Source organism: Citrobacter sp. MGH110 (assembly GCF_001037515.1).
Taxonomy (GTDB): Bacteria; Pseudomonadota; Gammaproteobacteria; order Enterobacterales; family Enterobacteriaceae; genus Citrobacter; species Citrobacter portucalensis.
Genome location: NZ_KQ089830.1, coordinates 2,640,501 through 2,663,976 on the forward strand (window position 1 = coordinate 2,640,501; position 23,476 = coordinate 2,663,976).

21 protein-coding genes are annotated in these 23,476 nt (G+C 52.9%); 17 read left to right on the forward strand and 4 right to left on the reverse strand.

Annotated features, from left to right (window positions below):
- Positions 1–72: 72 nt before the first annotated feature.
- Together SK38_RS12525 and SK38_RS12530 are read right to left on the reverse strand one after the other, a co-directional pair.
- Entirely contained in the window at positions 73–1,461 is a 1,389-nt protein-coding gene (locus SK38_RS12525; RefSeq protein ID WP_048236023.1) for an APC family permease, read from the reverse strand.
- 343 nt (positions 1,462–1,804) lie between these two features.
- Complete coding sequence (locus SK38_RS12530) at positions 1,805–3,223, reverse strand: glutamine synthetase family protein (protein ID WP_003830879.1); 1,419 nt, start codon at positions 3,221–3,223, stop codon at positions 1,805–1,807.
- A 212-nt stretch (positions 3,224–3,435) separates the two neighbouring features.
- Here SK38_RS12530 and puuD point away from each other — a divergent pair, with 212 nt between their 5' ends.
- The 13 genes from puuD to cbdX all read left to right on the forward strand — a co-directional run bounded on the left by puuD (position 3,436) and on the right by cbdX (position 16,296).
- Entirely contained in the window at positions 3,436–4,200 is a 765-nt protein-coding gene (gene puuD, locus SK38_RS12535; protein ID WP_048236024.1) for a gamma-glutamyl-gamma-aminobutyrate hydrolase, read from the forward strand.
- Positions 4,201–4,225: 25 nt separating this feature from the next.
- Entirely contained in the window at positions 4,226–4,783 is a 558-nt protein-coding gene (puuR, locus tag SK38_RS12540; RefSeq protein ID WP_003830877.1) for an HTH-type transcriptional regulator PuuR, read from the forward strand.
- A gap of 138 nt (positions 4,784–4,921) precedes the next feature.
- Positions 4,922–6,409, forward strand: a complete 1,488-nt coding sequence (gene puuC, locus SK38_RS12545) for an aldehyde dehydrogenase PuuC (RefSeq protein ID WP_048236025.1) — start codon at positions 4,922–4,924, stop codon at positions 6,407–6,409.
- 2 nt (positions 6,410–6,411) lie between these two features.
- On the forward strand, positions 6,412–7,692 hold the full coding sequence (locus SK38_RS12550; protein ID WP_048236026.1) for an NAD(P)/FAD-dependent oxidoreductase: 1,281 nt from the start codon (positions 6,412–6,414) through the stop codon (positions 7,690–7,692).
- 208 nt (positions 7,693–7,900) lie between these two features.
- A complete protein-coding gene (gene hyaA, locus SK38_RS12555; RefSeq protein WP_153753693.1) occupies positions 7,901–9,028 on the forward strand; it encodes a hydrogenase 1 small subunit in 1,128 nt (375 codons plus the stop codon).
- The gene (gene hyaB, locus SK38_RS12560; protein ID WP_048236028.1) at positions 9,025–10,818 is read left to right on the forward strand and encodes a Ni/Fe-hydrogenase large subunit; all 1,794 of its coding nucleotides are present in this window, start codon (positions 9,025–9,027) and stop codon (positions 10,816–10,818) included. The genes hyaA and hyaB overlap by 4 nt, the downstream gene beginning before the upstream one ends.
- A gap of 18 nt (positions 10,819–10,836) precedes the next feature.
- Positions 10,837–11,571: a Ni/Fe-hydrogenase b-type cytochrome subunit gene (gene hyaC / locus SK38_RS12565; RefSeq protein ID WP_048236029.1), complete on the forward strand. Its 735-nt coding sequence runs from the start codon at positions 10,837–10,839 to the stop codon at positions 11,569–11,571.
- On the forward strand, positions 11,568–12,149 hold the full coding sequence (gene hyaD / locus SK38_RS12570; RefSeq protein ID WP_048236030.1) for a hydrogenase 1 maturation protease: 582 nt from the start codon (positions 11,568–11,570) through the stop codon (positions 12,147–12,149). The genes hyaC and hyaD overlap by 4 nt, the downstream gene beginning before the upstream one ends.
- 5 nt (positions 12,150–12,154) lie before the next feature.
- Positions 12,155–12,556, forward strand: a complete 402-nt coding sequence (gene hyaE, locus SK38_RS12575) for a hydrogenase-1 operon protein HyaE (RefSeq protein ID WP_048236031.1) — start codon at positions 12,155–12,157, stop codon at positions 12,554–12,556.
- Positions 12,556–13,413, forward strand: coding sequence for a hydrogenase expression/formation protein (locus SK38_RS12580; protein WP_048236482.1), 858 nt, complete (start codon positions 12,556–12,558; stop codon positions 13,411–13,413). Before hyaE ends, SK38_RS12580 begins: the two co-directional genes overlap by 1 nt.
- An 87-nt stretch (positions 13,414–13,500) precedes the next feature.
- On the forward strand, positions 13,501–15,045 hold the full coding sequence (gene appC / locus SK38_RS12585) for a cytochrome bd-II oxidase subunit 1 (RefSeq protein ID WP_048236032.1): 1,545 nt from the start codon (positions 13,501–13,503) through the stop codon (positions 15,043–15,045).
- An 11-nt stretch (positions 15,046–15,056) separates the two neighbouring features.
- Positions 15,057–16,193 (forward strand): cytochrome d ubiquinol oxidase subunit II, encoded by a 1,137-nt coding sequence (appB, locus tag SK38_RS12590; protein WP_048236033.1) that lies wholly within the window; start codon positions 15,057–15,059, stop codon positions 16,191–16,193.
- Positions 16,194–16,206: 13 nt separating this feature from the next.
- The gene (cbdX, locus tag SK38_RS24045) at positions 16,207–16,296 is read left to right on the forward strand and encodes a cytochrome bd-II oxidase subunit CbdX (RefSeq protein ID WP_003830863.1); all 90 of its coding nucleotides are present in this window, start codon (positions 16,207–16,209) and stop codon (positions 16,294–16,296) included.
- A gap of 52 nt (positions 16,297–16,348) precedes the next feature.
- Here cbdX and SK38_RS12595 read toward each other — a convergent pair whose 3' ends face one another.
- Positions 16,349–17,062, reverse strand: a complete 714-nt coding sequence (locus SK38_RS12595) for a GNAT family N-acetyltransferase (RefSeq protein ID WP_048236034.1) — start codon at positions 17,060–17,062, stop codon at positions 16,349–16,351.
- Between the two features lie 192 nt (positions 17,063–17,254).
- Positions 17,255–18,724 (reverse strand): MocR-like pyridoxine biosynthesis transcription factor PdxR, encoded by a 1,470-nt coding sequence (gene pdxR, locus SK38_RS12600; RefSeq protein WP_048236035.1) that lies wholly within the window; start codon positions 18,722–18,724, stop codon positions 17,255–17,257.
- Positions 18,725–18,848: 124 nt separating this feature from the next.
- On the opposite strand from pdxR, the gene SK38_RS12605 reads away from it, so the two are divergent.
- The 4 genes from SK38_RS12605 (at position 18,849) to SK38_RS12620 (ending at position 23,269) form a co-directional block, all read left to right on the forward strand.
- Positions 18,849–19,298, forward strand: a complete 450-nt coding sequence (locus SK38_RS12605) for a GNAT family N-acetyltransferase (RefSeq protein ID WP_008783829.1) — start codon at positions 18,849–18,851, stop codon at positions 19,296–19,298.
- Positions 19,299–19,465: 167 nt separating this feature from the next.
- Positions 19,466–20,470: a LacI family DNA-binding transcriptional regulator gene (locus tag SK38_RS12610; RefSeq protein ID WP_008783828.1), complete on the forward strand. Its 1,005-nt coding sequence runs from the start codon at positions 19,466–19,468 to the stop codon at positions 20,468–20,470.
- Positions 20,471–20,623: 153 nt separating this feature from the next.
- Complete coding sequence (gene nhaC / locus SK38_RS12615; protein ID WP_048236036.1) at positions 20,624–22,075, forward strand: Na+/H+ antiporter NhaC; 1,452 nt, start codon at positions 20,624–20,626, stop codon at positions 22,073–22,075.
- 12 nt (positions 22,076–22,087) lie between these two features.
- On the forward strand, positions 22,088–23,269 hold the full coding sequence (locus SK38_RS12620) for a MalY/PatB family protein (protein WP_048236037.1): 1,182 nt from the start codon (positions 22,088–22,090) through the stop codon (positions 23,267–23,269).
- The last annotated feature ends 207 nt before the right edge of the window (positions 23,270–23,476 follow it).

Consider the following 23,476-nt stretch of genomic DNA (forward strand, 5'->3'; position numbering starts at 1 on the left):
CCGTTTGCCGCGACATACCGTGTTTCATTTTTAACTCAACTCAGCCGAATGCTACGGCCAATTCAGCTTCCATCACTCCCAGGCGCGCTCAGATTTCGCGGCGTCAAACTGCGGCGGCGGTTTGCGAAAACGTCCGGTCAGCCAGGCAAGATACACCAGCCCAACGCCGGCCCATACCAGACCCAGCGTCAGCGATGTCACCTCAAGATTCACCCACAGTACGGCCACCGTGGCGGCACCGACCATAGGCAATACCAGATAGTGCAGCTTCTCCTGCCAGGTATGCTTGCGTCCTTCACGACGCCAGAAGTGGTTAAACACGGAGAGATTAACGAACGTAAAGGCCACCAGCGCACCAAAGTTAATCAACGCCGTGGCAGTCACCAGGTCAAAAAACAGGGCCGACAGCGCCACAATCCCGACCATGATGACGTTCAACGCGGGTGTACGCCATTTGGGATGGACATAACCAAAGTACTTCTCCGGGAAGACGTTATCGCGGCCCATCACGTACAGCAGACGCGAAACGCTGGCATGCGACGCCAGACCTGAAGCCAGCGTATTCACAAAGGTGGTACACAGGAAAATAGACTGGAACAGCTTGCCGCCGACATACAGCGCAATCTCCGGCAGCGCCGCATCCGGGTCTTTAAAGCGGCTAATGTCCGGGAAGAACAGTTGCATAAAGAACGAGGCGGCAATGAAGATCAGCCCACCGTACAGGGCGGTGAGGAAGATAGCTTTCGGGATGGTGCGCGCAGCATCCGGCGTCTCTTCAGATAGTGTCGTTACCGCATCAAAGCCGAGAAACGAGAAGCAGACGATGGTCGCCCCGGTGATAATCGGGATCAAATGCGCATTCTGGCTGATAAACGGTTGCAGCGACCAGACGGTCCCAACCCCTTCCCCTTTGTGCAGCCCCTGCACCACGAGGAAAATGAACACCACGATGATCGCCACCTGCACCAGTACAAACAGCGCATTGAAGTTGGCTACCAGATTAACGCTTTTCAGATTGGCCGCGGTGAGGATCGCGACGAACATCACCACCCAAATCCATGGCGCAACCCCCGGGAACAGCGCGGAAAGGTAAATTTTCGCCAGTAGGACGTTAATCATCGGCAGGAAAAGGTAGTCAAGCAGTGACGACCAGCCGACCATAAACCCCACGTGCGGATTGATGGCTTTCTGCGCATAGGTATAGGCCGAACCGGCCTGTGGAAACTGGCGCACCAGCTTTCCATAACTGATGGCGGTAAACAGTACTCCCGCCAGGGCCAGCAGGTAGGAGGCCGGAACATGGCCATTGCTGATACCCGAAACAATGCCAAAGGTGTCAAACACCGTCATCGGGGTGAGATAGGCCAACCCCATCACCACCACCTGCCACAGCTTCAGGGATTTACGCAGCTGTGCTTTGCCCGGCTGGGCAGAATGATCAGCAGAAGAGTTAGTCGACATAATTTTCCTCCCCGCTACGAGTCCAGATCTGCGTTCGAAACGTGGGTACAGCAGACCTGGGTCGTGTCGGGGAGGAATGGCATAAAAAAGGCGTCAATGTGGTACGGCGCAGATGCGGTCCGTATTTACTGCGGGAGCCATGAATACTCACGCGGGGCGGGTTTTTAAACATTGGCATCATCACATTTCCTCGTCACAAACTCTGTCGGTTATCTGAAGACCCGTTGTCGCCCGCGCTCCATTACGCGACATCCGGGAAATGGCAGGTATTCCTGCAATTTTTACGGGCTGGCTCCGCTCAGCCCGCATGATGCGACTTCTTTTTCAATGACCTGTACAACGGTCAGGCGTTTTTCAGCATCCACTCAATTTCAGTGTCGGTAATCAGACGTTCAAACTGGATAAGCTCATCGTTTTTACAGGCGTGATACACATGGCTAAAACGCTCACCCAATAGTTCACGCAGACTGTCATTTTGCATAAACTCCCACAGCGCATCGCTCTGGCGAATCGGGAACGGCAGCCCTTCCTGCTCCAGACCGTTACCCTCCACTTCTTCTTGTAACGGCAATTCGTTATCCAGACCGTGAAGGATCCCCGCCAGAATGGTCGACATCACCAGATACGGGTTGGCATCAGCCCCCGCTACGCGATATTCAACCCGATGGTTATCACGGTCGCCGCAGGGAATACGCAGCGCCACCGTACGATTGTTGTGCCCCCAGGACGCCTGGGTCGGAACATACATCCCCGGCTGGAAGCGGCGATAGGAGTTCACATTCGGCGCCAGCAGCGCCATTGATGCGGGCATCAGATCAATCATCCCAGCGAGCGCACGCTTTAATAACGCGGAATCATCGCCATTCGCATCAGCCAGCACGTTCTCACCTTTGTTATTCATGACGCTGATGTGGATATGCATCCCGCTACCGGCATGCTCCTCATAAGGTTTTGCCATAAAAGTGGCATGCATCTTATGTTTCTCCGCCACCAGCCGTACCAGCCGTTTCAGCGCCAGCGCGTCATCGCAGGCATCGAGCACGTTGTCGGTATGGTAGAGGTTGATTTCAAACTGCCCTGGGGAGGCTTCAGCCACCGCGCCGTCAGCCGGGATCAGCTGCAAACGGGCCAGTTCATCGATATCGTTCAGCACATCAGCAAAGTGGTTCAGGTTATCAACCGAATAAACCTGACTTTGGGTATTTCGATCGTCCGTTCCCGGCGCGCATGGCGGCTGCAGATAACCTTCGGGGTCACGCTTACGATCGAGTAAATAGAACTCCAGCTCTACCGCTACGACGGGGAACAGACCGCGCTGGCGAAGTTTCTGCCAGAGTCGGTTTAGTACGTTCCGCGGCTCAACGTCAAAGGGAGCGCCATCTTCATCCAGCATCGTCAGCATCATCTGCGCAATAAATTCCGGATCGGCAGCCGAAGGGGTTAACGTACCTGCCACGGGTACACAGGTCCGATCGGGTTCGCCAAGCTCCTGGCCTAATCCCGCCTCTTCGACCACATTGCCCAGAATATCCATCGCGAAAACGGATGCCGGGAAATAGCAGCCTTTCTCTAACTTATGCAATCCCGCAACGGGAAGGCGCTTACCGCGAAAACAGCCATTAAGGTCGGTTAACAACACATCCACATACTGCGTATTAGGATAGCGTTCCAGATATTGCTTAACTTCGCGCGCAAACGCGCTACTTCGTCTCTCTTCAGAATGCTGAACAAAATTCTCAACTTCTACGATATTGGTTTCCATGATTCACCGCCGTTGGCCTGGTAAGCTGTTCTGTGATTTGACTGTTAAATATAATGTCCACCCTTCGACTCTGGATGCAAACAAATTGTTTGTCAAATGTTAAATTAAGTTTGCTAGAAGGTTATTCCGCTGCTAGATTGAGAAAATAATGAACGGAATGGCACAACAAGGAACCGTTTGGCAATAATTTATTCCAAAACGTGAGGTCGATCATGGGCAATATATTTGACAAGCCAGTTATTGGTGTAGTGATGTGTAGGAACAGGCTTAAGGGTCACCAGACCCAGACTCTGCAAGAAAAGTACCTGAATGCGGTATTAAATGCCGGTGGATTACCGATAGCGCTTCCCCATGCGCTTGCGGAACCCGAATTGTTGAACGCGCTGTTACCGAAACTGGACGGTATCTTCCTGCCAGGAAGCCCAAGCAATGTGCAGCCGCACCTCTATGGTGAAAATGGCGATGAGTCTGACGCCGATCCCGGGCGTGATCTTCTGAGCATGGCGCTAATTACCGCCGGGCTCGAAAGGCGCATTCCCATTTTCGCCATCTGCCGGGGCTTACAGGAATTAGTTGTCGCCACTGGCGGGACTCTGTATCGTCGCCTGTGCGATCATCCACAGTTCCTGGAACATCGTGAAGATGCGGAACTCCCGGTGGAGCAGCAATATGCACCATCTCATGAAGTCCAGGTTCAACAGGGAGGATTGCTATCTCAGTTAATACCAGGTTGCAGCACGTTTTGGGTCAACTCCTTGCATGGTCAGGGCGCAAAAACCCTTGGCCCGCAGCTGCGCGTGGAAGCACGCTCGCAGGATGGATTAGTGGAAGCTGCCAGCGTCTATGACCATCCTTTCGCGCTCGGCGTGCAGTGGCACCCGGAATGGAACAGTAGCGAATACGCCCTGTCGCGTTTGTTACTTGAAGGTTTTATCACCGCTTGTCAGAACCACCTCGCTGAAAAACAGCGACTCTGACCACTACAGTTAAGGAAATGCAATTATGAGCGATGACGGCCTGGCGCCGGGTAAACGTTTGTCAGAGATCCGCCAGCAATTGGGTCTTTCGCAGCGTCGTGCCGCCGAACTGTCTGGGTTAACGCATAGCGCCATCAGCACCATAGAGCAGGATAAAGTCAGTCCTGCCATCAGTACGCTGCAAAAGCTATTGAAAGTATATGGGCTGTCGCTCTCCGAGTTCTTCGCGGAACCGGAAAAGCCTGACGAACCGCAGGTGGTTATCAATCAGGATGATTTGATTGAGATCGGGAGTCAGGGAGTATCCATGAAGCTGGTACACAACGGAAATCCGAATCGTACGCTGGCAATGATGTTTGAAACCTATCAGCCAGGCACGACAACCGGGGAGAGAATTAAACACCAGGGTGAAGAGATTGGCACAATACTGGAAGGTGAAGTGATACTGACCATCAACGGTCAAACGTATCCTCTTGTTGCAGGGCAAAGCTATGCCATTAACACCGGCATACCACACAGCTTCAGCAACACCTCGGCAGGGATCTGCCGCATCATTAGTGCCCACACTCCCACCACTTTCTAATAAGTAGCGGCCTGAGTTTCTCAGGCCTTCTTAAATAACGCGCATTAACAGGGTATATCCCTGGGGCATCGTGCAGCCTGATTTTGCCTGAAAAAGATCAGCAACGAACTTTATCTTATTGATATAAAAGGAGTAGCTATGAACTTTCAGAATCTTAAATATTGGCGTGAGAAAGCCAGCCATTATTCACCAGAGACCCGTTTATTTATTAACGGCGAATATTGTGCCGCCGCTGATAACGAAACCTTTATTACGCTGGATCCGGCAGGACAACGTCCTCTGGCTAAAGTCGCCCGCGGTAAAAAAGCGGATGTGGACCGCGCGGTCACCGCAGCCCGTACCGTCTTTGAACGCGGAGACTGGTCGCAAGCATCACCCGCAGAGCGCAAAGCGGTACTGCACAAACTCGCCGATTTAATGGAGCAGCATCACGAGGAGCTGGCGCTACTGGAAACGCTCGATACCGGTAAACCGATTCGCCATAGCCTGCGTGATGATATTCCCGGCGCGGCACGCGCCATCCGCTGGTATGCCGAAGCTATAGATAAAGTCTATGGCGAAGTTGCCACTACCTCGGTGAACGATCTGGCACTGATTGTGCGCGAACCGGTGGGCGTGATTGCCGCCATCGTACCGTGGAATTTTCCTCTGCTGCTGGCCTGCTGGAAACTCGGCCCGGCACTGGCTGCGGGTAACAGCGTGATCCTCAAACCCTCGGAGAAATCACCGCTGACCGCCATTCGCCTGGCTGCGCTGGCTAAAAAAGCAGGTTTGCCCGATGGCGTTCTCAGCGTTGTTAGCGGGTATGGTCACGAAGCGGGTCAGGCGTTGTCACAACATCCGGATGTTGATGTGATCACCTTTACCGGCTCGACTCGTACCGGCAAGCAACTGCTCAAAGATGCTGGCGACAGCAACATGAAACGCGTCTGGCTGGAGGCCGGGGGTAAAAGCGCCAATATCGTGTTTGCCGACTGCCCGGATCTGCCGAAAGCCGCCGCTAATGCAGCGGCAGGTATCTTCTATAACCAGGGCCAGGTTTGTATCGCCGGTACGCGCCTGCTGCTGGAAGAGAGTATTGCCGACGAATTTATCGCGCTGCTGAAAGAGCAGGCGAAAAACTGGCAGCCTGGCAACCCGCTGGATCCGGAAACCACGATGGGCACGCTTATCGACAATGCGCATGCCGACACCGTAGACACGTTTATTCGCGACGGTGAAGCGCAAGGCACGCTGGCGCTGGATGGCCGCAGCCACGTACATCCCGCCGCTATCGGCCCGACGATTTTTGTCGATACCGCACCGCAGGCCCACGTTAGCCGTGATGAAATCTTCGGCCCGGTACTGGTCGTCACCCGTTTTAGCAGCGAAGCCGAAGCTCTGGCGCTGGCTAACGACAGTGACTACGGCCTCGGCGCCGCGGTCTGGACCCGCGATTTGTCGCGCGCCCATCGTATGAGCCGTCGCCTGAAAGCCGGCTCAGTCTTCGTGAATAACTACAACGACGGTGATATGACCGTGCCGTTCGGCGGTTATAAGCAAAGCGGTAACGGACGCGATAAATCCCTGCATGCGCTGGAAAAATTTAGCGAACTGAAAACCATCTGGATCTCCCTGGAGTCTTAATCATGACTGAACATACCAGCAGTTATTACGCCGCAAGCGCCAATCAGTACGAACCGTTTCCGCCCCTTAGCGAATCGGTAAGCTGTGATGTTTGCGTCGTGGGCGGTGGTTATACCGGACTCTCCTCCGCCCTGCATTTAGCGGAAATGGGTTATGACGTGGTGCTACTGGAATCCGCGCGTATTGGTTTCGGGGCCAGCGGACGTAACGGCGGTCAGTTGGTGAACTCCTACAGTCGCGATATCGACGTCATCGAACGTACCTATGGCCCGGACGCCGCTAAAATGCTCGGTGGAATGATGTTTGAAGGCGGCAATATCATCCGCGAACGCATCAAGCGTTATCAGATCGAATGCGACTATCGTCCCGGCGGGCTGTTTGTAGCGCTGAACCACAAACAGATGGAAACGCTGGAAGAGCAGAAGTCGAACTGGGAACGCTACGGCAACACGCAGCTTGAACTGTTAGACAGCAGTGAAATTCGTCGCGAAGTCAGCAGCGATCGTTATGTCGGCGCGCTGCTCGACCACAGCGGTGGTCATATTCACCCGCTGAACCTGGCGATTGGCGAAGCTAACGCCATTCGTCTGAACGGCGGACGCGTCTACGAACAGTCGCCAGTCACCCGTATTCAGCACACCAGCCCGGCGGTGGTCAGCACTGAAAAAGGCCAGGTGACGGCCCGCTTTGTGATCGTCGCGGGCAACGCCTATCTCGGTGACAAACTGGAACCTGCGCTGGCAAAAAGCAGCATGCCGTGCGGCACGCAGGTGTTAACCACCGAACCGCTGTCGGCGGAGATGGCGCGCTCGCTGATCCCGAAAAACTACTGTGTGGAAGATTGTAACTACCTGCTCGATTACTACCGTCTGACCGGGGATAACCGCCTGCTGTACGGCGGTGGTGTGGTCTACGGCGCTCGCGATCCGGACGATATTGAGCGTCTGGTAATGCCGAAACTGCTGAAGACCTTCCCGCAATTGCAGGGGGTAAAAATTGATTACCGCTGGACCGGTAATTTCCTGTTAACGCTGTCTCGTATGCCGCAGTTCGGCCGTCTTGATACCAACATTTACTATATGCAGGGCTACAGCGGCCACGGCGTGACCTGTACTCACCTGGCAGGACGCCTGATTTCCGAACTGCTGCGCGGGGATGCCGAGCGCTTTGACGCGTTCGCCAACCTGCCGCACTACCCGTTCCCGGGAGGCCGCAGCCTGCGCATTCCGTTTACCGCCATGGGGGCGGCATATTACAGCTTACGCGATCGCCTTGGGGTTTAAGTTCTTCCGCGATAAACCCGACGCACAGGGCGATCCCCCCTGTGCGTTTTTTTATTCCTGGAAAGCGAAAAACAGATAACAGGTACGAAAATATCGCAATAGGACATAACCACACTCTTTGCATTGTTTCTCCCTTCCGATCGGATACGCTTTTTTAGATATCGCTGGCGGCATGCGCCAGAACTCAACGGGGGAAGAAACGCGTGTTATGAATACGAATAACGAGGAGACCTTTTATCAGGCGATGCGCCGCAAAGGCGTAAGCAGACGCAGTTTTCTCAAATATTGTAGCCTCGCGGCTACATCGCTGGGGTTGGGAGCCGGAATGACGCCCAGAATTGCCTGGGCGCTAGAGAACAAACCCCGGATCCCGGTAGTCTGGATCCACGGGCTGGAATGCACCTGCTGCACCGAATCATTTATCCGCTCCTCTCACCCACTTGCCAAAGACGTCATCCTCTCCCTGATTTCCCTCGATTACGACGACACGCTGATGGCCGCCGCCGGAACGCAGGCCGAAGAGGTATTTGAAGACATTTTGCGCCAGTACCATGGCCGCTACATTCTGGCCGTCGAAGGCAACCCTCCGCTGGGCGAGCAAGGGATGTTTTGCATCAGCAGCGGGCGCCCTTTTATTGAAAAGTTAAAACGAGCCGCAGCAGGAGCCAGCGCGATTATCGCCTGGGGAACCTGCGCCTCCTGGGGATGCGTGCAGGCTGCCCGGCCTAACCCTACCCAGGCTACGCCGATCGATAAGGTGATCACCGATAAGCCGATCGTGAAAGTGCCCGGCTGCCCGCCGATTCCGGATGTCATGAGCGCCATCATTACCTACATGGTGACATTTGATCGTTTGCCTGAACTCGATCGTCTGGGTCGTCCGCTGATGTTCTATGGTCAGCGTATTCACGATAAATGCTACCGCCGCGCCCACTTTGACGCCGGGGAGTTCGTTGAGAGTTGGGACGATGACGCCGCCCGCAAAGGCTATTGCCTGTACAAAATGGGCTGCAAAGGGCCAACCACCTATAACGCCTGTTCCACCACCCGCTGGAATGGTGGCGTTTCTTTCCCCATCCAGTCCGGCCACGGTTGTCTGGGATGTTCGGAAAACGGCTTCTGGGATCGCGGTTCGTTCTACAGCCGCGTGGTTGATATTCCACAAATGGGGACGCATTCAACCGCCGATACCGTGGGCCTCACCGCGCTAGGCGTCGTGGCGGCCGGTGTCGGTGTTCACGCAGTCGCCAGCGCCGTCAATCAACACAACCGCCACAAACAGCAACTAGCCGACGCCGGACAACAGTCTCCAGACAATAAGGATAAACAGGCATGAGCAATTCGTATCAAACCCAGGGATATACGGTCAATAATGCCGGTCGCCGCCTGGTTGTCGACCCCATCACGCGCATTGAAGGCCATATGCGTTGTGAAGTGAACATTAATGAGCAGAACATCATCACCAACGCAGTTTCCTGCGGCACTATGTTCCGCGGGCTGGAGATCATTCTACAGGGGCGCGACCCGCGCGATGCCTGGGCATTTGTCGAACGAATTTGCGGAGTGTGCACCGGCGTACATGCGCTCGCCTCGGTCTATGCCATTGAGGACGCTATTGGCATAAAGGTGCCCGACAACGCCAACATCATTCGCAATATTATGCTGGCGACGCTGTGGTGCCACGACCATCTGGTGCATTTTTACCAGTTAGCCGGAATGGACTGGATTGACGTGCTGAATGCACTGAAAGCAGACCCGCGCGCCACATCGCAGTTGGCACAAAGCCTTTCAGCCTGGCCGATGTCTTCTCCAGGCTACTTCTTTGACGTTCAAAATCGCCTGAAGAAATTTGTCGAAGGCGGTCAGTTGGGGATTTTCCGCAACGGTTATTGGGGACATCCGCAGTACAAGCTGTCGCCAGAGGCCAACCTGATGGGCTTTGCCCACTATCTGGAAGCGCTCGATTTTCAGCGCGAGATCATCAAAATCCATACGGTGTTTGGCGGTAAGAATCCGCATCCGAACTGGATTGTCGGCGGGATGCCGTGCGCTATCAATATCGATCAGAGCGGCGCGGTAGGCGCAGTCGATATGGAACGCCTGAACCTGGTGCAGTCGATCATCACCCGCACCGCTGATTTCATCAACAACGTCATGGTGCCTGACGCGCTGGCTATCGGCCAGTTCAATAAACCCTGGAGCCAGATTGGCACCGGGCTTTCTGATAAGTGCGTCTTAAGCTACGGCGCGTTCCCGGATATCGCCAATGACTTCAGCGCGAAGAGCCTATTGATGCCTGGCGGCGCGGTGATTAACGGTGATTTTAACAACGTCATGCCGGTGGACCTGAACGATCAGCAGCAAATTCAGGAGTTTGTCGATCATGCCTGGTATCGTTATCCGGACGATCAATTAGGTCGCCACCCGTTCGAAGGGATTACTGAACCCTGGTACAACCCGGGCGATGTCAAAGGCAGCGATACCGATATCAAGCAGCTCAACGAACAGGAACGCTATTCGTGGATTAAAGCCCCGCGCTGGCGCGGACACGCTATGGAAGTTGGGCCGTTGGCGCGTACGCTGATTGCCTATCACAAAGGGGATGCCGCCACGATTGAATCCGTGGATCGCATGATGTCCGCCCTCAAGCTGCCGCTGTCGGGTATGCAATCAACGCTGGGACGTATTCTGTGCCGCGCGCACGAAGCGCAGTGGGCCGTGAGCAAGCTGCAATATTTCTTCGACAAGCTGATGACCAACCTGAAAAACGGCAATCTGGCTACCGCAAATACCGAAAAGTGGGAGCCTGAAAGCTGGCCGCAGCACTGTCGCGGGATCGGTTTTACCGAAGCGCCGCGCGGAGCATTAGGCCACTGGGCATCGATTCGCGACCAGAAGATCGACCTGTATCAATGCGTGGTGCCGACCACCTGGAATGCCAGCCCGCGCGATCCAAAGGGACAAATTGGCGCTTACGAGGCGGCGCTGATGGGCACCCAAATGGCGATACCGGATCAACCGTTGGAGATCCTGCGCACCTTGCACAGCTTCGACCCCTGCCTGGCATGTTCAACCCACGTACTCGGCGACGACGGCAGCGAGCTTATCGCCGTCCAGGTTCGCTAAGCGTTAAGGAACGGAACGATGACTGGAAAAACATCCCTACGCGTCAGGGAGGCGCGTGATACCGCCACCAGCCACTATGTGTTTGAAGCGCCAGTACGCTTGTGGCACTGGCTGACGGTGGGCTGCATGTTGGTGTTGATGGTGACCGGATACTTCATTGGCCGACCGCTGCCGTCGGTCAGCGGTGAGGCCACTTATCTGTTCTATATAGGCGACATCCGGCTGGTGCATTTCGCCGCCGCCATGGTGTTCACGGTGATACTGCTGATGCGCATTTACTGGGCCTTCGTCGGTAACCGTTATTCACGCGAACTGTTTATCGTGCCGGTCTGGCGGCGCAGCTGGTGGCAGGGTGCGTATTCTGTGGTGCGTTGGTATCTGTTTCTGGAAAAAAAACCGGGAGATGATATCGGTCATAACCCCATCGCACAGGCGGCGATGTGCGGTTATTTCCTGCTTTCCGTTTTTATGATCCTCACCGGTTTTGCCTTATACAGCGAACATAGCCAGTACGCCATTTTTACCCCTTTCCGCTATGTGACGGAGTTTTTCTACTGGACCGGCGGGAACTCTCTCGATATCCACAGCTGGCATCGGTTAGGGATGTGGTTCATCGCCGCCTTCATCGTAGGCCATGTGTATATGGCGATTCGTGAGGACATCATGTCTGACGAAACCGTCATCTCAACCATGATTAACGGCTTTCGTAGCCATAAGTTTCCCAAGGGTCAGCACGATAAGGAGGCGTCATGAGCGAACCTAACGTCATCGTGATGGGCTTAGGCAACCTGCTGTGGGCAGATGAAGGGTTTGGTATTCGCCTCGCTGAGCGCCTGTACGCCCATTATCACTGGCCAGAATCGGTAGAGATTGTTGACGGCGGCACGCAGGGACTGAATCTGCTGGGCTACGTTGAGCAGGCCAGCCATTTGCTGCTGCTTGACGCCATCGACTACGGGCTTGAGCCGGGAACCCTGCAAACTTACGCCGGAGACAAAGTCCCGAGTTACCTCAGCGCTAAAAAAATGAGTCTGCATCAGAACAGCTTCTCTGAAGTGCTGGCTCTGGCGGATATTCGCGGCCATCTCCCCGCGCACATCGCTCTGGTGGGACTACAGCCGGTACAGCTGGACGACTATGGCGGCAGCCTGACCGACATCGCGCGCGCTCAGCTCCCGGCGGCGGAACAGGCCGCGCTTACGCAACTGGCCGCGTGGGGCATTGTGCCACAGACAAGCGATGAAACGCGTTGCCTGAACTATGACTGCCTGTCGATGGAAAACTATGAAGGCGTGCGTATTCGCCAGTATCGCGTAACGCTGGAGAGATAATTAACATGTTGAATGACCAACCGTTTTCTGCGCTATGGCAGCGAATGCTGGCTAAGGGCTGGCAACCGCTGAGCGCATCTGAACTGGATGACTGGATAACCCGCGTGCGTAATGGCGTGGTCCTGCTCAGTAGCGATCCTCGCCGTACACCGGAAGTCAGCGATAACCCGGTCATGATTGCCGAGTTGCTCCGCGAGTTTCCCCAGTTTGACTGGCACATCGCCATGGCGGATCTTGAACACAGTGAGGCGATCGGCGATCGCTTCGGCGTGTTCCGTTTTCCGGCTACCCTGGTGTTTACCCAAGGTGAGCTGCGCGGCATTCTCAGCGGTATCCACCCGTGGGCCGACTTGCTCAACCTGATGCGTCCCCTCGTTGAAGAACGTATACCGCCGGAGTCTGCATGATGAGCGATTCCTTTTTTCATCTGCTGGGGCCAGGAACGCAGCCAGGTGATGACTGCTTCAGCATGAATCCCTTGCCCCTCACCTGCCAGCTCAACAGCGACCCCAGCATGGCAACACTGGAAAACTGTCCGCACAGCCCGGCGGTGATGGCATTGTTAGCCGATGTGCGCCACCAGCTCACCCAGAGAATTCCCGCCAAACAGGATGTGCTGGGATGGGATTTATCCTCGCTCAATGCAGACGATCTCACCTTTCTGAATACGCTACTCGGCGAAGGCGAAGTTTCCGTGCGCATTCAGCATGCTGACGGCAGGGCGAGCGAGATTCAGGAGTCGATTTTCTGCGGTATCTGGCGGGTGCGTTGTCAGGATGACAAGGGGCAATGGCAGGAACATCTGGAAGTAGGCAGCGCACCACGGGCACTGTGGCAGGCGGCAACAATCACTACGCTGCCGGACGATAGCCTGCTGCCTCCGCCTATAGATGGGTTGATGAATGGCCTGACGCTGGCCCAGGAACTGCTGGCGCACGTGCGCGATCCGGCAGCGCAACCCCATAGCATTAACCTCACCCAACTGCCGATTAGCGACGCGGATCGCCTGTTCCTCGCCCGCCTGTGCGGCGAAGGGCACATTCAAATCCGCACCATCGGCTACGGCGAGAGCCAAATCGACGCCACGGCGCTGCGCCATGTCTGGCATGTTCGCTGTCTGGATACCCTGAAAGGGCTTCTGCTTGAGAGTTATGAGATCTGTCCGTTGCCGGAACTGGTATTGGCCGCACAGGAAGATCTGCTCGACTCGCTCGAGCGGCTGGATGAAGTCTGCGGCTGGCTGGCATCCGGCCCGCCTGCCTGATCCCCTCTTTAGACCCGCGTACTTGTCTACTGCGGGTCTGACGTTTTTTTCTTACCTATTCACTCTCTAATGCCTGATGGAGTTCGCATGTGGGACGTCATTGACCTATCGCGCTGGCAGTTTGCACTGACCGCGCTGTACCATTTTCTGTTTGTTCCCCTGACGCTGGGGCTGATTTTTTTGCTAGCCATCATGGAAACCCTGTTCGTGGTGACCGGCAAAACAGTCTACCGCGACATGACGCGTTTCTGGGGAAAGCTATTCGGTATTAACTTTGCGCTCGGCGTGGCAACCGGCCTGACCATGGAGTTTCAGTTCGGTACTAACTGGTCGCTCTATTCCAACTATGTGGGTGATATTTTCGGTGCCCCGCTGGCGATGGAAGCCTTGATGGCCTTCTTTCTTGAATCCACCTTCGTGGGGCTGTTCTTCTTTGGCTGGCAGCGCTTAAACAAGTATCAGCATTTACTGGTGACCTGGCTGGTTGCGTTTGGCTCTAACATTTCGGCCCTGTGGATCCTCAACGCCAACGGCTGGATGCAATATCCAACTGGCGCTCACTTTAATTTTGATACCCTGCGCATGGAGATGACCAGCTTTAGCGAGCTGGTCTTTAACCCCGTCAGCCAGGTGAAATTTGTGCATACCGTGATGTCTGGTTATGTCACCGGCGCCATGTTTGTGATGTCCATCAGCGCCTGGTATTTGCTGCGTGGTCGCAATCGCGAGTTCGCCCGGCGCTCCTTCGCGGTGGGTTCCGTCTTTGGCACGCTGGCTATCCTCGGCACGCTACAACTGGGTGATAGCTCAGCCTTTGAGGTCGCCCAGCTCCAGCCAGTAAAACTGGCGGCAATGGAGGGCGAATGGCAAACCGAACCGGCCCCCGCGCCCTTTCATGTCATCGCCTGGCCGCAGCAGGAGCAAGAGCGTAACGCCTTTGCCGTGAAAATACCGGCCCTGCTGGGTATTCTGGCGACCCACTCTTTGGATACGCCGGTTCCGGGGCTGAAAAACCTGATGGCGGACGCGCTCCCACGCCTGCAGCGGGGCCGTGAGGCGTGGTTACTGATGCAGGAAATTGCCAAAGGTAACCGCACGCCTCAGGTACTGAACGCTTTTCACGCTGTGGAGAAAGATCTGGGTTACGGCATCCTGCTGGCGAACTACGCGCCTGACATGAACCACGTTACGCCAGCGCAATATCAGGCCGCGCAACGCGGCACCATTCCGCAAGTGGCCCCCGTGTTCTGGAGCTTTCGCATCATGATTGCTTGCGGTTCGCTGCTGCTACTGGTGATGGCGATTGCGCTGATCCAGACCTTACGCTGGCGTATCGACCAGCATCGCTGGGTACTGCGCATGACGCTGTGGAGCCTGCCGCTCCCGTGGATTGCCATCGAAGCTGGCTGGTTTATGACGGAGTTTGGCCGCCAGCCGTGGGCGATTCAGGATATTTTGCCGACATGGTACGCCCACTCCGCGCTGAGCGCAGGCCAACTGGCCTTCTCGATGGGGCTAATTCTCACGCTTTACACCCTGTTTTTAATTGCTGAGGTCTACCTGATGCAGAAATACGCGCGCCTTGGTCCAGATGCAATGCATAACCAGCAACCAACGCAACAACAGGGATAAAGGAGACAATCATGTTGGATTATGAAACGTTGCGGCTCATTTGGTGGCTGCTGATTGGCATCATTCTGGTGGCCTTTATGGTCACTGACGGGTTTGATATGGGGGTCGGCTGCCTGTTACCGCTGATCGCGCGAAACGATGATGAGCGTCGGGTGTTGATTAATAGCGTCGGGGCGCACTGGGAAGGTAACCAGGTGTGGCTCATTCTGGCGGGCGGTGCATTATTCGCGGCCTGGCCGCGGGTCTATGCCGCCGCATTTTCGGGGTTTTATGTGGCGATGATCCTGGTGCTGTGTGCTCTTTTCTTTCGCCCGTTGGCCTTTGATTATCGCGGAAAAATAGCCAATGCACGCTGGCGTGCTTTGTGGGACACCGGGTTGGTTATCGGGAGCCTGGTCCCTCCTGTTATCTTCGGCGTCGCGTTCGGCAACCTGTTCCTGGGCGTGCCTTTTATCTTCACACCACAGCTTCATGTGCAATACCTGGGCACTTTCTGGCAGTTACTCTCACCCTTTGCGCTGCTGTGCGGCGCATTAAGCCTGATGCTGGTTATTCTGCAAGGGGGTGTTTGGCTCCAGTTGAAGACCGACGGCATTCTTCACCAACGTGCGCTCTCTGCTACCCGTCGTAGCGCAATGCTGGTCGTGCTCTGCTTTCTGTTAGCCGGTTACTGGCTATGGACGGGGATCGACGGCTATGTGCTACTTAGCCAGGATCCGAATGGTCCTTCCAACCCGCTATTAAAAATGGTAACGACCTCACCGGGCGCGTGGATGGCGCACTTTTATCAGTCACCACTGCTGTTAATTATTCCGCTGCTTGGCATGATGTTCCCGATGCTCGCGATCTATGCCTGCGGGCAACGTCGGGCCGTATGGGGATTTCTGTGCGCTTCACTGACCCAGGCCTGCGTGATCTTCACCGCCGGAATCACCCTGTTTCCGTTTGTGATGCCTTCAAGCGCGTATCCGCTCTCTAGCCTGACGGTGTGGGACAGTACCTCCAGCCAGATGACGCTCAGTATCATGCTGGTTATTGTGCTGATTTTTCTACCGATCGTTCTGCTTTATACCGTGTGGAGTTATTACAAAATGCTGGGACGAATCAATGTAGAAACGATCCGCCGCCACAATCACGAACTTTACTAGGGAGGACCGTACGATGTGGTATCTGTTTTGGTTTGTCGGCATTCTGCTGATGTGCGCACTCTCCACGCTGGCACTGGTCTGGCTGGAGTCGCGGCAGAAATAATACTGCGCGTGCGCTACGCTTTCTGGCTCTCCGGTTTATTCGGGGAGCTTTTTTATCCCCTTTCCATCAGCTCGCCAAGGCGCCGAATCTGCCGTCCCTGGCTATCGAAATTACGCTCATCGAGCCACAGATCGTAGGCAGGTCGAAGTATCGGGTACTCACCGTCAATGATTGAGTACCATGCGGTATCTCGATTACGACCCCGGGTAACGATAGCCTGCCGAAATATACCTTCAAAACTGAAGCCAAAGCGCTCCGCCGCCCTACGGGAAGGCTCATTGAAGGCATCACATTTCCATTCAAAACGGCGATAGCCCAGATCCTCAAAAACGTACTTTAAAAGCAATGATATGACTTCCGTTGAAATTCGCGTGCGTTTCATGCGTACGGAGTAAGAAACATGCCCTACCTCAATCACACCATTTGCGGGATCAATCCGCATAAGAGCAAACGTACCAACAGGTTTCATACTGGTTAAATCGATCACGGCAAAATGCATCGGATCTGTCTGTTCTTCCATGTGTTTTAAATAAACCAGGAAGGCATCAAAAGTTTCAAAAGGTCCGACCGCCAGATATGTCCAGTCACGACAATCGCTTGCTTCGCAGTACGCTTCATACAACTCTTTTGCATGGCGTTCGGTGTTAATGCGCTCAAGCTTACAATAGCGACCTGTAATTTGCTGAGCCTGTGGAAAGGGTGCGCCTTTCCAGTCAGACAAAGTCATACCTACGGGTTGTTGGAATTGATTAAAGACGCCCGGCATATCTGTACCTCTTACAAAACAGAACTAAACCAGCGCAGGGTATGATCAAACTGAGCGGCCCAAAAGAACCACAATGCGTGTTTTTAACGGATCCACACTCTTTAATTGTACAAAAAACAGGCACTATATTTTTGCCCGTAGCGAAAGAAACGTATTTACTGCATTAATGCTAAGAGCTGAATAAATTATAATTTAAATAACCTGAGCCAAACGGCGAATCCCATCAACAATTGCCTCTACCGGATGATTTGCAAAACCAATCAAAATCCCCTGTCGTGAGACATCGCTCTGGTAATAACGACTTAGTGATAGTATTCCCATCCCTAGTAATCTGGCTTGCTCCTCAACTTCATTTCCGGTTAATCCGTTTTGTAGCCAGCACACAATATGGACGCCAGAGTCAGAAGGTTGCACAATCATTTTATCAGCCAGGTATTCTTGAATAGCATTGACCAGCGCAGTTCTTCTTTCATAGCATGCCTTACGAATTCGGCGCACATGACTGGCATAGTGACCATCCTCAATAAAATTCGCCATCACAGCCTGTTCAAGATAACTGGTGCCAAGATCGGAAAAATATTTCGTCACCATAATTTGTTCTTGTAAACCCGGCGGGACAACTAAAAAACCTAAACGGAATTCCGGGTACATCATTTTAGAAAATGTTCCGGCGTAGATTACGCGTTGATTCTGATCTAATCCTTGCAGAGCTTGTAAAGAACGGTCGGCATAACGGAACTCGCTATTATAGTCATCTTCAAATATCCATGCCTGATTCAACTTCGCCCATTCCAGCAACTCAAAACGCCGGGATAAACTTAACGTTCCACTTAATGGATATTGATCCGACGGGACGACATAGGCCAACTTAGCGTCAGGAAAATGATCAATACCATAGCGGACGTTCATTCCCTCGCTATCTACCGGTACGGGCCTCACCATCGCGCCAACTGACATGAAGGCTCCGCGGGCGCCTTTGTAACCCGGGTCGTCCAGCCAAACGTCACTTCCTGCCGACAGCAATGCTCGTGCAGTAATGTTCAATGCCTGTTGAATACCATTTACGATGATTATCTGTTCTTCGTTACAGTTCACTCCACGCGTTGTTTTAATGTAGCGGCAAACCGCTTTTCTCAATGGAAAGTACCCGCAAGGATGAGTGTGAGCGCCCAGTTGATGCCGGGATTGTCTCCAGACACGTTGCAGTAGCTTTCCCCATAACGCATGCGGGAAGAGATCCGTACACCCGACACCAACCGCAAATAGGCGGTTCATGCCGCGCCCTTCATACTCATTTGACCACAAATCGCGAACAGGATTATTTCGGCTGTGAACCTGTTCATCAGGCGAGACGACGTCCCCCGACGCCATCTTTGGATAGCTATTGCTGATACTCCGATCCGGAATATTATGTGAGACATATGTTCCAGACCCTTTACGGGTCAGGATATACCCTTCATCTAATAGCCTGTCATAACCGGCGATCGCTGAGTTTCGTGAAATTGACATCATCTCGGACAATGCCCTGGTTGACGGCATTTTTGTTCCTGGCGGCAATCGCCCTTCGAGGATGTGATCGCGGAGGATGTGGTAAACCTGCACCTTAACCGCGCCTTTTCCTAAAACAAATCCTTGAAATAAAGGCGCATTGTTTTTCTTCATTGTATTAACCTTTATACTAAAAGTGGATCCTATCAATATATCGAAAGTGTCTCTTTACGAGAATTTATAAAGTTCTTAGTATCATCATACTAACACATTACTCGTATAAAATATCAGGATATATATGATTAACATGAATACCGTTACTATTGAAAGTGCAGAACAAAAAGACTACGCCAGCTGGCTTCCTTTATGGATAAACTATCAAACATTTTATCGCACTAAAATTTCAGATGAAGTAACAAAATTAACGTGGGAGCGTTTCCTTACCCCGAGCGAACCTGTTTATTGTGCTGTTGCCAAATATGATGGAAAAATAGTGGGACTGGTGCATTATCTCTTTCACCGTTCAACATGGGCAGAATCCAACTATTGCTATCTCGAAGATTTATTTGTTAGCGAAGAGGTACGTGGTCAACATATCGGTAAACAGCTTATCGAGTATGTCCAACAACAAGCCAAAAAACACCACGCGTCAAGATTATACTGGCATACGCATGAAACCAATCTCCGTGGACAACGTCTGTATGACTGGGTGGCCCAAAAGAGCGGGATGATCGAATATCGTATGTAAGGATAATAATACTCAGGATAGTATTTAATTATTCAGTACTAAAAATAAGCCTCTGAGTAGATATACTCAGAGGATGTCTCGGTGACAAATCCCCCCAACCTGAATAAGATAAGGAAAAGACCCAGCGATAAGCAAATTCTTAAGAATCAAAAAGGTAAAGAGCCAGCATGGCAACGATAAAGGATGTTGCAGAGTTAGCGGGAGTGTCCACCGCAACAGTTTCACGTGTTATTAATCAAACCGCATGGGTTGAACCCGTGACGCGTGAGCGTGTTGAAAAAGCCATGCGCGAACTGAACTATCATCGCAATGCCGCCGCTATTGCATTAGCGAAACGCAGCGGTGACATGCTCGGGTTATTGACCGGCAACCTTGCCGATCCCTTTTTTGCCAGGCTTGCCCGAGGCGTGGAAGAAGTATCACGCCAGCAGCAATTTCGGCTGATGGTATGCAGCGGTGGCCACGATGAAGGAATGGAAAAATCAGGACTCGATTTCCTGATAAACCAGGGCTGTGAAGCTATTGTGGTCCATGCCAGTAGACTGTCTGAAAAGGAACTGTTGCGATATGCCGCTCATTTTCCTGCCATGGTGGTCGTGAACCGCTATATTGCCGGGATGGCCAATCGCTGCGTGTGGCTGGAAAATAGTCAGGCAGCTAAAACAGCCACGCTACATCTCCTGGAACAGGGGCACCGTTGTATTGCCTGCGTGACAAGTGATTTACCGATTATCGATCGCCGTGAGCGGCTGGAAGGCTATCGCCAGGCGCTGGCCGAATATGGCATTACGCCAGATAAAAACTGGGTGATTAGCGTGCCCTTTAATGAAGAAGGTGGCGAACGCGCTGCACACCAGCTGCTTAATTGCGGCATTCCTTTCACCGCAGCGGTGACGTTTAATGATGTAATGGCCGCCGGAATTATGCGCATTCTCCATCAGCAGGGAATTACACTTCCGCAGCAGCTTTCGATCGTTGGATTTGATGATGTGGTGATGGCCCGCTATCTCTACCCCGCACTCACAACAATGCATTATCCCGTTGAGCGCATGGCTCGCTGCGCTTCGCAGCTGGCGATACAGCTTTTTAAGGGCGCAACTCAGCGTCCCAGCGTGAATAGTTTCACTGCGGATTTAGTGATCCGCGATTCTGTTCTTCCCCCCTCTCTCTGAAATCAATGCGTAAATCGTCAAGCCCCTGAATTGTGATCGACTTCAAGTTTAACGTCTTCATGTAATCGCTTACATGAGGGCCAATGAGCGATCACAGTCAGGCAAAAGGGTGTTCTCTACTCTTGAGCGACCTTACAGACTGGAGATTCATGAATGAATGCCTCTCAAAATCAGAAAAAAACACTCTCATTTGGACTGGCAGTGATCCCTATTTTAGCCATGCTACTGCTGCTAATTATTGGCTACGGCATCATGGGGCTACGTATTGAGCCTTTGTTGCTATGTTCTGCTGCAGTCGCCGCGGGTATGGCCTGGTGGCAAGGGTATTGCTGGGAAGACATCATTAATTCGGTGGTTGATAAACTCGCCAAAGCAATGCCGGTTATCATGATTCTTATCTGTGTCGGCGGCCTGATTGGTACATGGATGTTCAGCGGCACCATCCCTTACATGGTGTACTGGGGACTTAAACTCATCAGCCCCGAATACATTCTCATCGCCGCCTTCTTTTTGACCAGCGTCGTATCGGTGTGTACCGGAACCTCCTGGGGTTCCGCCGGAACGGTTGGCGTAGCATTGATGGGCGTTGCCGCCGGACTGGATGTTTCGATGGCAGCAGCGGCAGGTGCCGTTGTTTCTGGCGCTTACTTCGGTGACAAGATATCGCCGCTGTCAGACTCCACCAACTTTGCGGCCATTGTTGCAGATACCACCCTTTTCGAGCATATCCAGCACTTATTATGGACCACCATTCCCAGCTTTCTGCTTGCCGCCGTGGTTTATCTTATTGCCGGCCACAGCAATATGCTGGGCGAGGTCGCCACGCCGCAACGGGTTACCGATATTGTCAACGCTCTGGAGTCGCTATACCACTTCAATATCATTCTGATTTTGCCGCCGGTTATTGTGTTGTGGGGCGCAATTCGTAAAAAGCCGGTCATTCCTTTAATGCTGAGTGCATGCGTATTAGCCCTGATTCTGGGCGTTGTCATGCAAGGACTCAGCATCAAGCAGGGACTGGATGCCTTTATAGATGGATTCAACATTACTATGTTCCCGCAAGGGAGTGAGGGCATTATTGCTGATGTTCCGCGCCTGCTGAACCGCGGCGGAATGTTCTCAATGATGAGCACTATCCTTCTGGTATTTTGCGCATTCTCTTTTGCCGGTGCCTTAACGTTAACCGGCGCGCTCAACATTATCATTAACCACTTACTGACGGTCATTCACAGTGTCGGTCAGTTAATTGCGGCAACCATTGGTACCACCCTTCTGGTGACCGGAGCAACAAGCGACGGCAAGCTGGCTCTTCTGGTTCCAGCTGAACTGTTTAAAGACGCATATCGTCGTATGGGACTGGATACCAAAAATCTGTCCCGCACCATTGAAGACGCTGGCACCGTTATTGAGCCGTTGTTGCCGTGGACCGCTGCCGGAGTTTATATGGCCACGACATTAGGAGTGAGCACGCTGGATTTATTGCCATGGGCGATTCAGTGCTATGCCGCAATCTTCTTCGCCTTGATTTACGGTTTCACGGGAATCGGTATTGCGAAGGCACCATCAGTGGCAGAAACAGAAAAAAATATCACGGCAACAGAATAGGGAGAGCATGTAATGGATTTTAATAAGATTATCGATCGTCACGATACCGCCTCGCTGAAATGGGACTTTATGGCGCGATATTTCGGCGAGGATACACATCAACTGTTGCCAATGTGGGTGTCTGATTTTGACTTTACTTGCCCGCCCGCTGTTCAGGAAGCTTTAACTCATCGCGTCGGGCACGGTATTTTTGGTTACAGCGAACGACCACAAAGCTACTTTGATTCATTAATCTCATGGTTCTCAACCCGGCATCAGCTGGAAATCAAGCAAGAGTGGATCTGCAGTATTGAAGGTGTTGTTCCGGGATTATCGCTACTCGTACAAATGCTGAGTCAACCCGGTGAAGGCGTGGTCGTTCAGGGACCTTATTATGGCTCATTCGCTAAAATTATCTCTCTGAACGGCAGACAGCTGCTGGAAAATCCGTTGTATGAGGACCCGGCTACCGGTTATCAAATGGATTTTGCTCACCTGGAAATGTTATTCCGGACTGAACGTCCACCATTAATGATTTTATGTAATCCGCATAACCCAACCGGTCGTTGTTGGTCTGCACAAGAGCTGGAACAGCTACTTACGCTATGCGAGACCTATGATGTGACGTTGCTGTCTGATGAGATATGGGCAGATTTATTGCTTCCTGGAGAACAATTTACTTCAGTTCTGCATCTGGGAGAACGCTGGCATTCGCGTGTAATTTCAGCCACTTCAGCCAGTAAAACGTTTGGTTTGTCGACATTGCGTATTGCTAATTTTCTGATACCGGCACCGGCATTGCGTGAACACTTTTTACGCCGTCTGGATGCGCATGGACTTGATGTATTCAATGCGCTATCCGTCGAGGCGAGTACGGCTGCATGGCAACATGGTGCGCCATGGTTAGACGAGTTACTTGGCTATCTGGCTGAAAATCGACGCTGGTTTATTCAACAAATTGATGAATATCTCCCATGGGCTCGGGTTGTTCCTTCCCAGGCAACGTATCTATTGTGGATAGATTGCAAAGCGCTTGGACTGGATGATGAGCAGCTCAAATGGGTAATGCTTGATGTTGCCGGTATTGCGCCTTCAATGGGAAATGGCTTTGGTCCTGCTGGAAAAGGTTTTATCCGCCTGAACATGGGATGTCCACGCGCCTACCTCGAAAAAGCGGTAGAGGGATTGAAGCGTATTGCATTTACATCCTGTTGAATCTGCTCAGTAAACGAATCGGCCCTGGCACAGGGCCGCTCGATATTATCAGCCATTTCGACGAGGCCTGATTAACGGCCTCTGAACTACCAACCAAGAATGGCGATACGGAGAACGTGGGGCAGGTTACCCGAAAAATAAGATGTGCGCTGAAAACCGCAGTAAACGGGGTTTGCGTTGATTTCGGTAGACTTGGGAAGAGTTTGA

Excerpts from the sequence above, each read along its gene's own strand:
- SK38_RS12525 (WP_048236023.1), bottom strand. The coding sequence starts at position 1,461 with ATGTCGACTAACTCTTCTGCTGATCATTCTGCCCAGCCGGGCAAAGCA.
- SK38_RS12530 (WP_003830879.1), bottom strand. The coding sequence starts at position 3,223 with ATGGAAACCAATATCGTAGAAGTTGAGAATTTTGTTCAGCATTCTGAA.
- puuD (WP_048236024.1), top strand. The coding sequence starts at position 3,436 with ATGGGCAATATATTTGACAAGCCAGTTATTGGTGTAGTGATGTGTAGG.
- puuR (WP_003830877.1), top strand. The coding sequence starts at position 4,226 with ATGAGCGATGACGGCCTGGCGCCGGGTAAACGTTTGTCAGAGATCCGC.
- puuC (WP_048236025.1), top strand. The coding sequence starts at position 4,922 with ATGAACTTTCAGAATCTTAAATATTGGCGTGAGAAAGCCAGCCATTAT.
- SK38_RS12550 (WP_048236026.1), top strand. The coding sequence starts at position 6,412 with ATGACTGAACATACCAGCAGTTATTACGCCGCAAGCGCCAATCAGTAC.
- hyaA (WP_153753693.1), top strand. The coding sequence starts at position 7,901 with ATGAATACGAATAACGAGGAGACCTTTTATCAGGCGATGCGCCGCAAA.
- hyaB (WP_048236028.1), top strand. The coding sequence starts at position 9,025 with ATGAGCAATTCGTATCAAACCCAGGGATATACGGTCAATAATGCCGGT.
- hyaC (WP_048236029.1), top strand. The coding sequence starts at position 10,837 with ATGACTGGAAAAACATCCCTACGCGTCAGGGAGGCGCGTGATACCGCC.
- hyaD (WP_048236030.1), top strand. The coding sequence starts at position 11,568 with ATGAGCGAACCTAACGTCATCGTGATGGGCTTAGGCAACCTGCTGTGG.
- hyaE (WP_048236031.1), top strand. The coding sequence starts at position 12,155 with ATGTTGAATGACCAACCGTTTTCTGCGCTATGGCAGCGAATGCTGGCT.
- SK38_RS12580 (WP_048236482.1), top strand. The coding sequence starts at position 12,556 with ATGAGCGATTCCTTTTTTCATCTGCTGGGGCCAGGAACGCAGCCAGGT.
- appC (WP_048236032.1), top strand. The coding sequence starts at position 13,501 with ATGTGGGACGTCATTGACCTATCGCGCTGGCAGTTTGCACTGACCGCG.
- appB (WP_048236033.1), top strand. The coding sequence starts at position 15,057 with ATGTTGGATTATGAAACGTTGCGGCTCATTTGGTGGCTGCTGATTGGC.
- cbdX (WP_003830863.1), top strand. The coding sequence starts at position 16,207 with ATGTGGTATCTGTTTTGGTTTGTCGGCATTCTGCTGATGTGCGCACTC.
- SK38_RS12595 (WP_048236034.1), bottom strand. The coding sequence starts at position 17,062 with ATGCCGGGCGTCTTTAATCAATTCCAACAACCCGTAGGTATGACTTTG.
- pdxR (WP_048236035.1), bottom strand. The coding sequence starts at position 18,724 with ATGAAGAAAAACAATGCGCCTTTATTTCAAGGATTTGTTTTAGGAAAA.
- SK38_RS12605 (WP_008783829.1), top strand. The coding sequence starts at position 18,849 with ATGATTAACATGAATACCGTTACTATTGAAAGTGCAGAACAAAAAGAC.
- SK38_RS12610 (WP_008783828.1), top strand. The coding sequence starts at position 19,466 with ATGGCAACGATAAAGGATGTTGCAGAGTTAGCGGGAGTGTCCACCGCA.
- nhaC (WP_048236036.1), top strand. The coding sequence starts at position 20,624 with ATGAATGCCTCTCAAAATCAGAAAAAAACACTCTCATTTGGACTGGCA.
- SK38_RS12620 (WP_048236037.1), top strand. The coding sequence starts at position 22,088 with ATGGATTTTAATAAGATTATCGATCGTCACGATACCGCCTCGCTGAAA.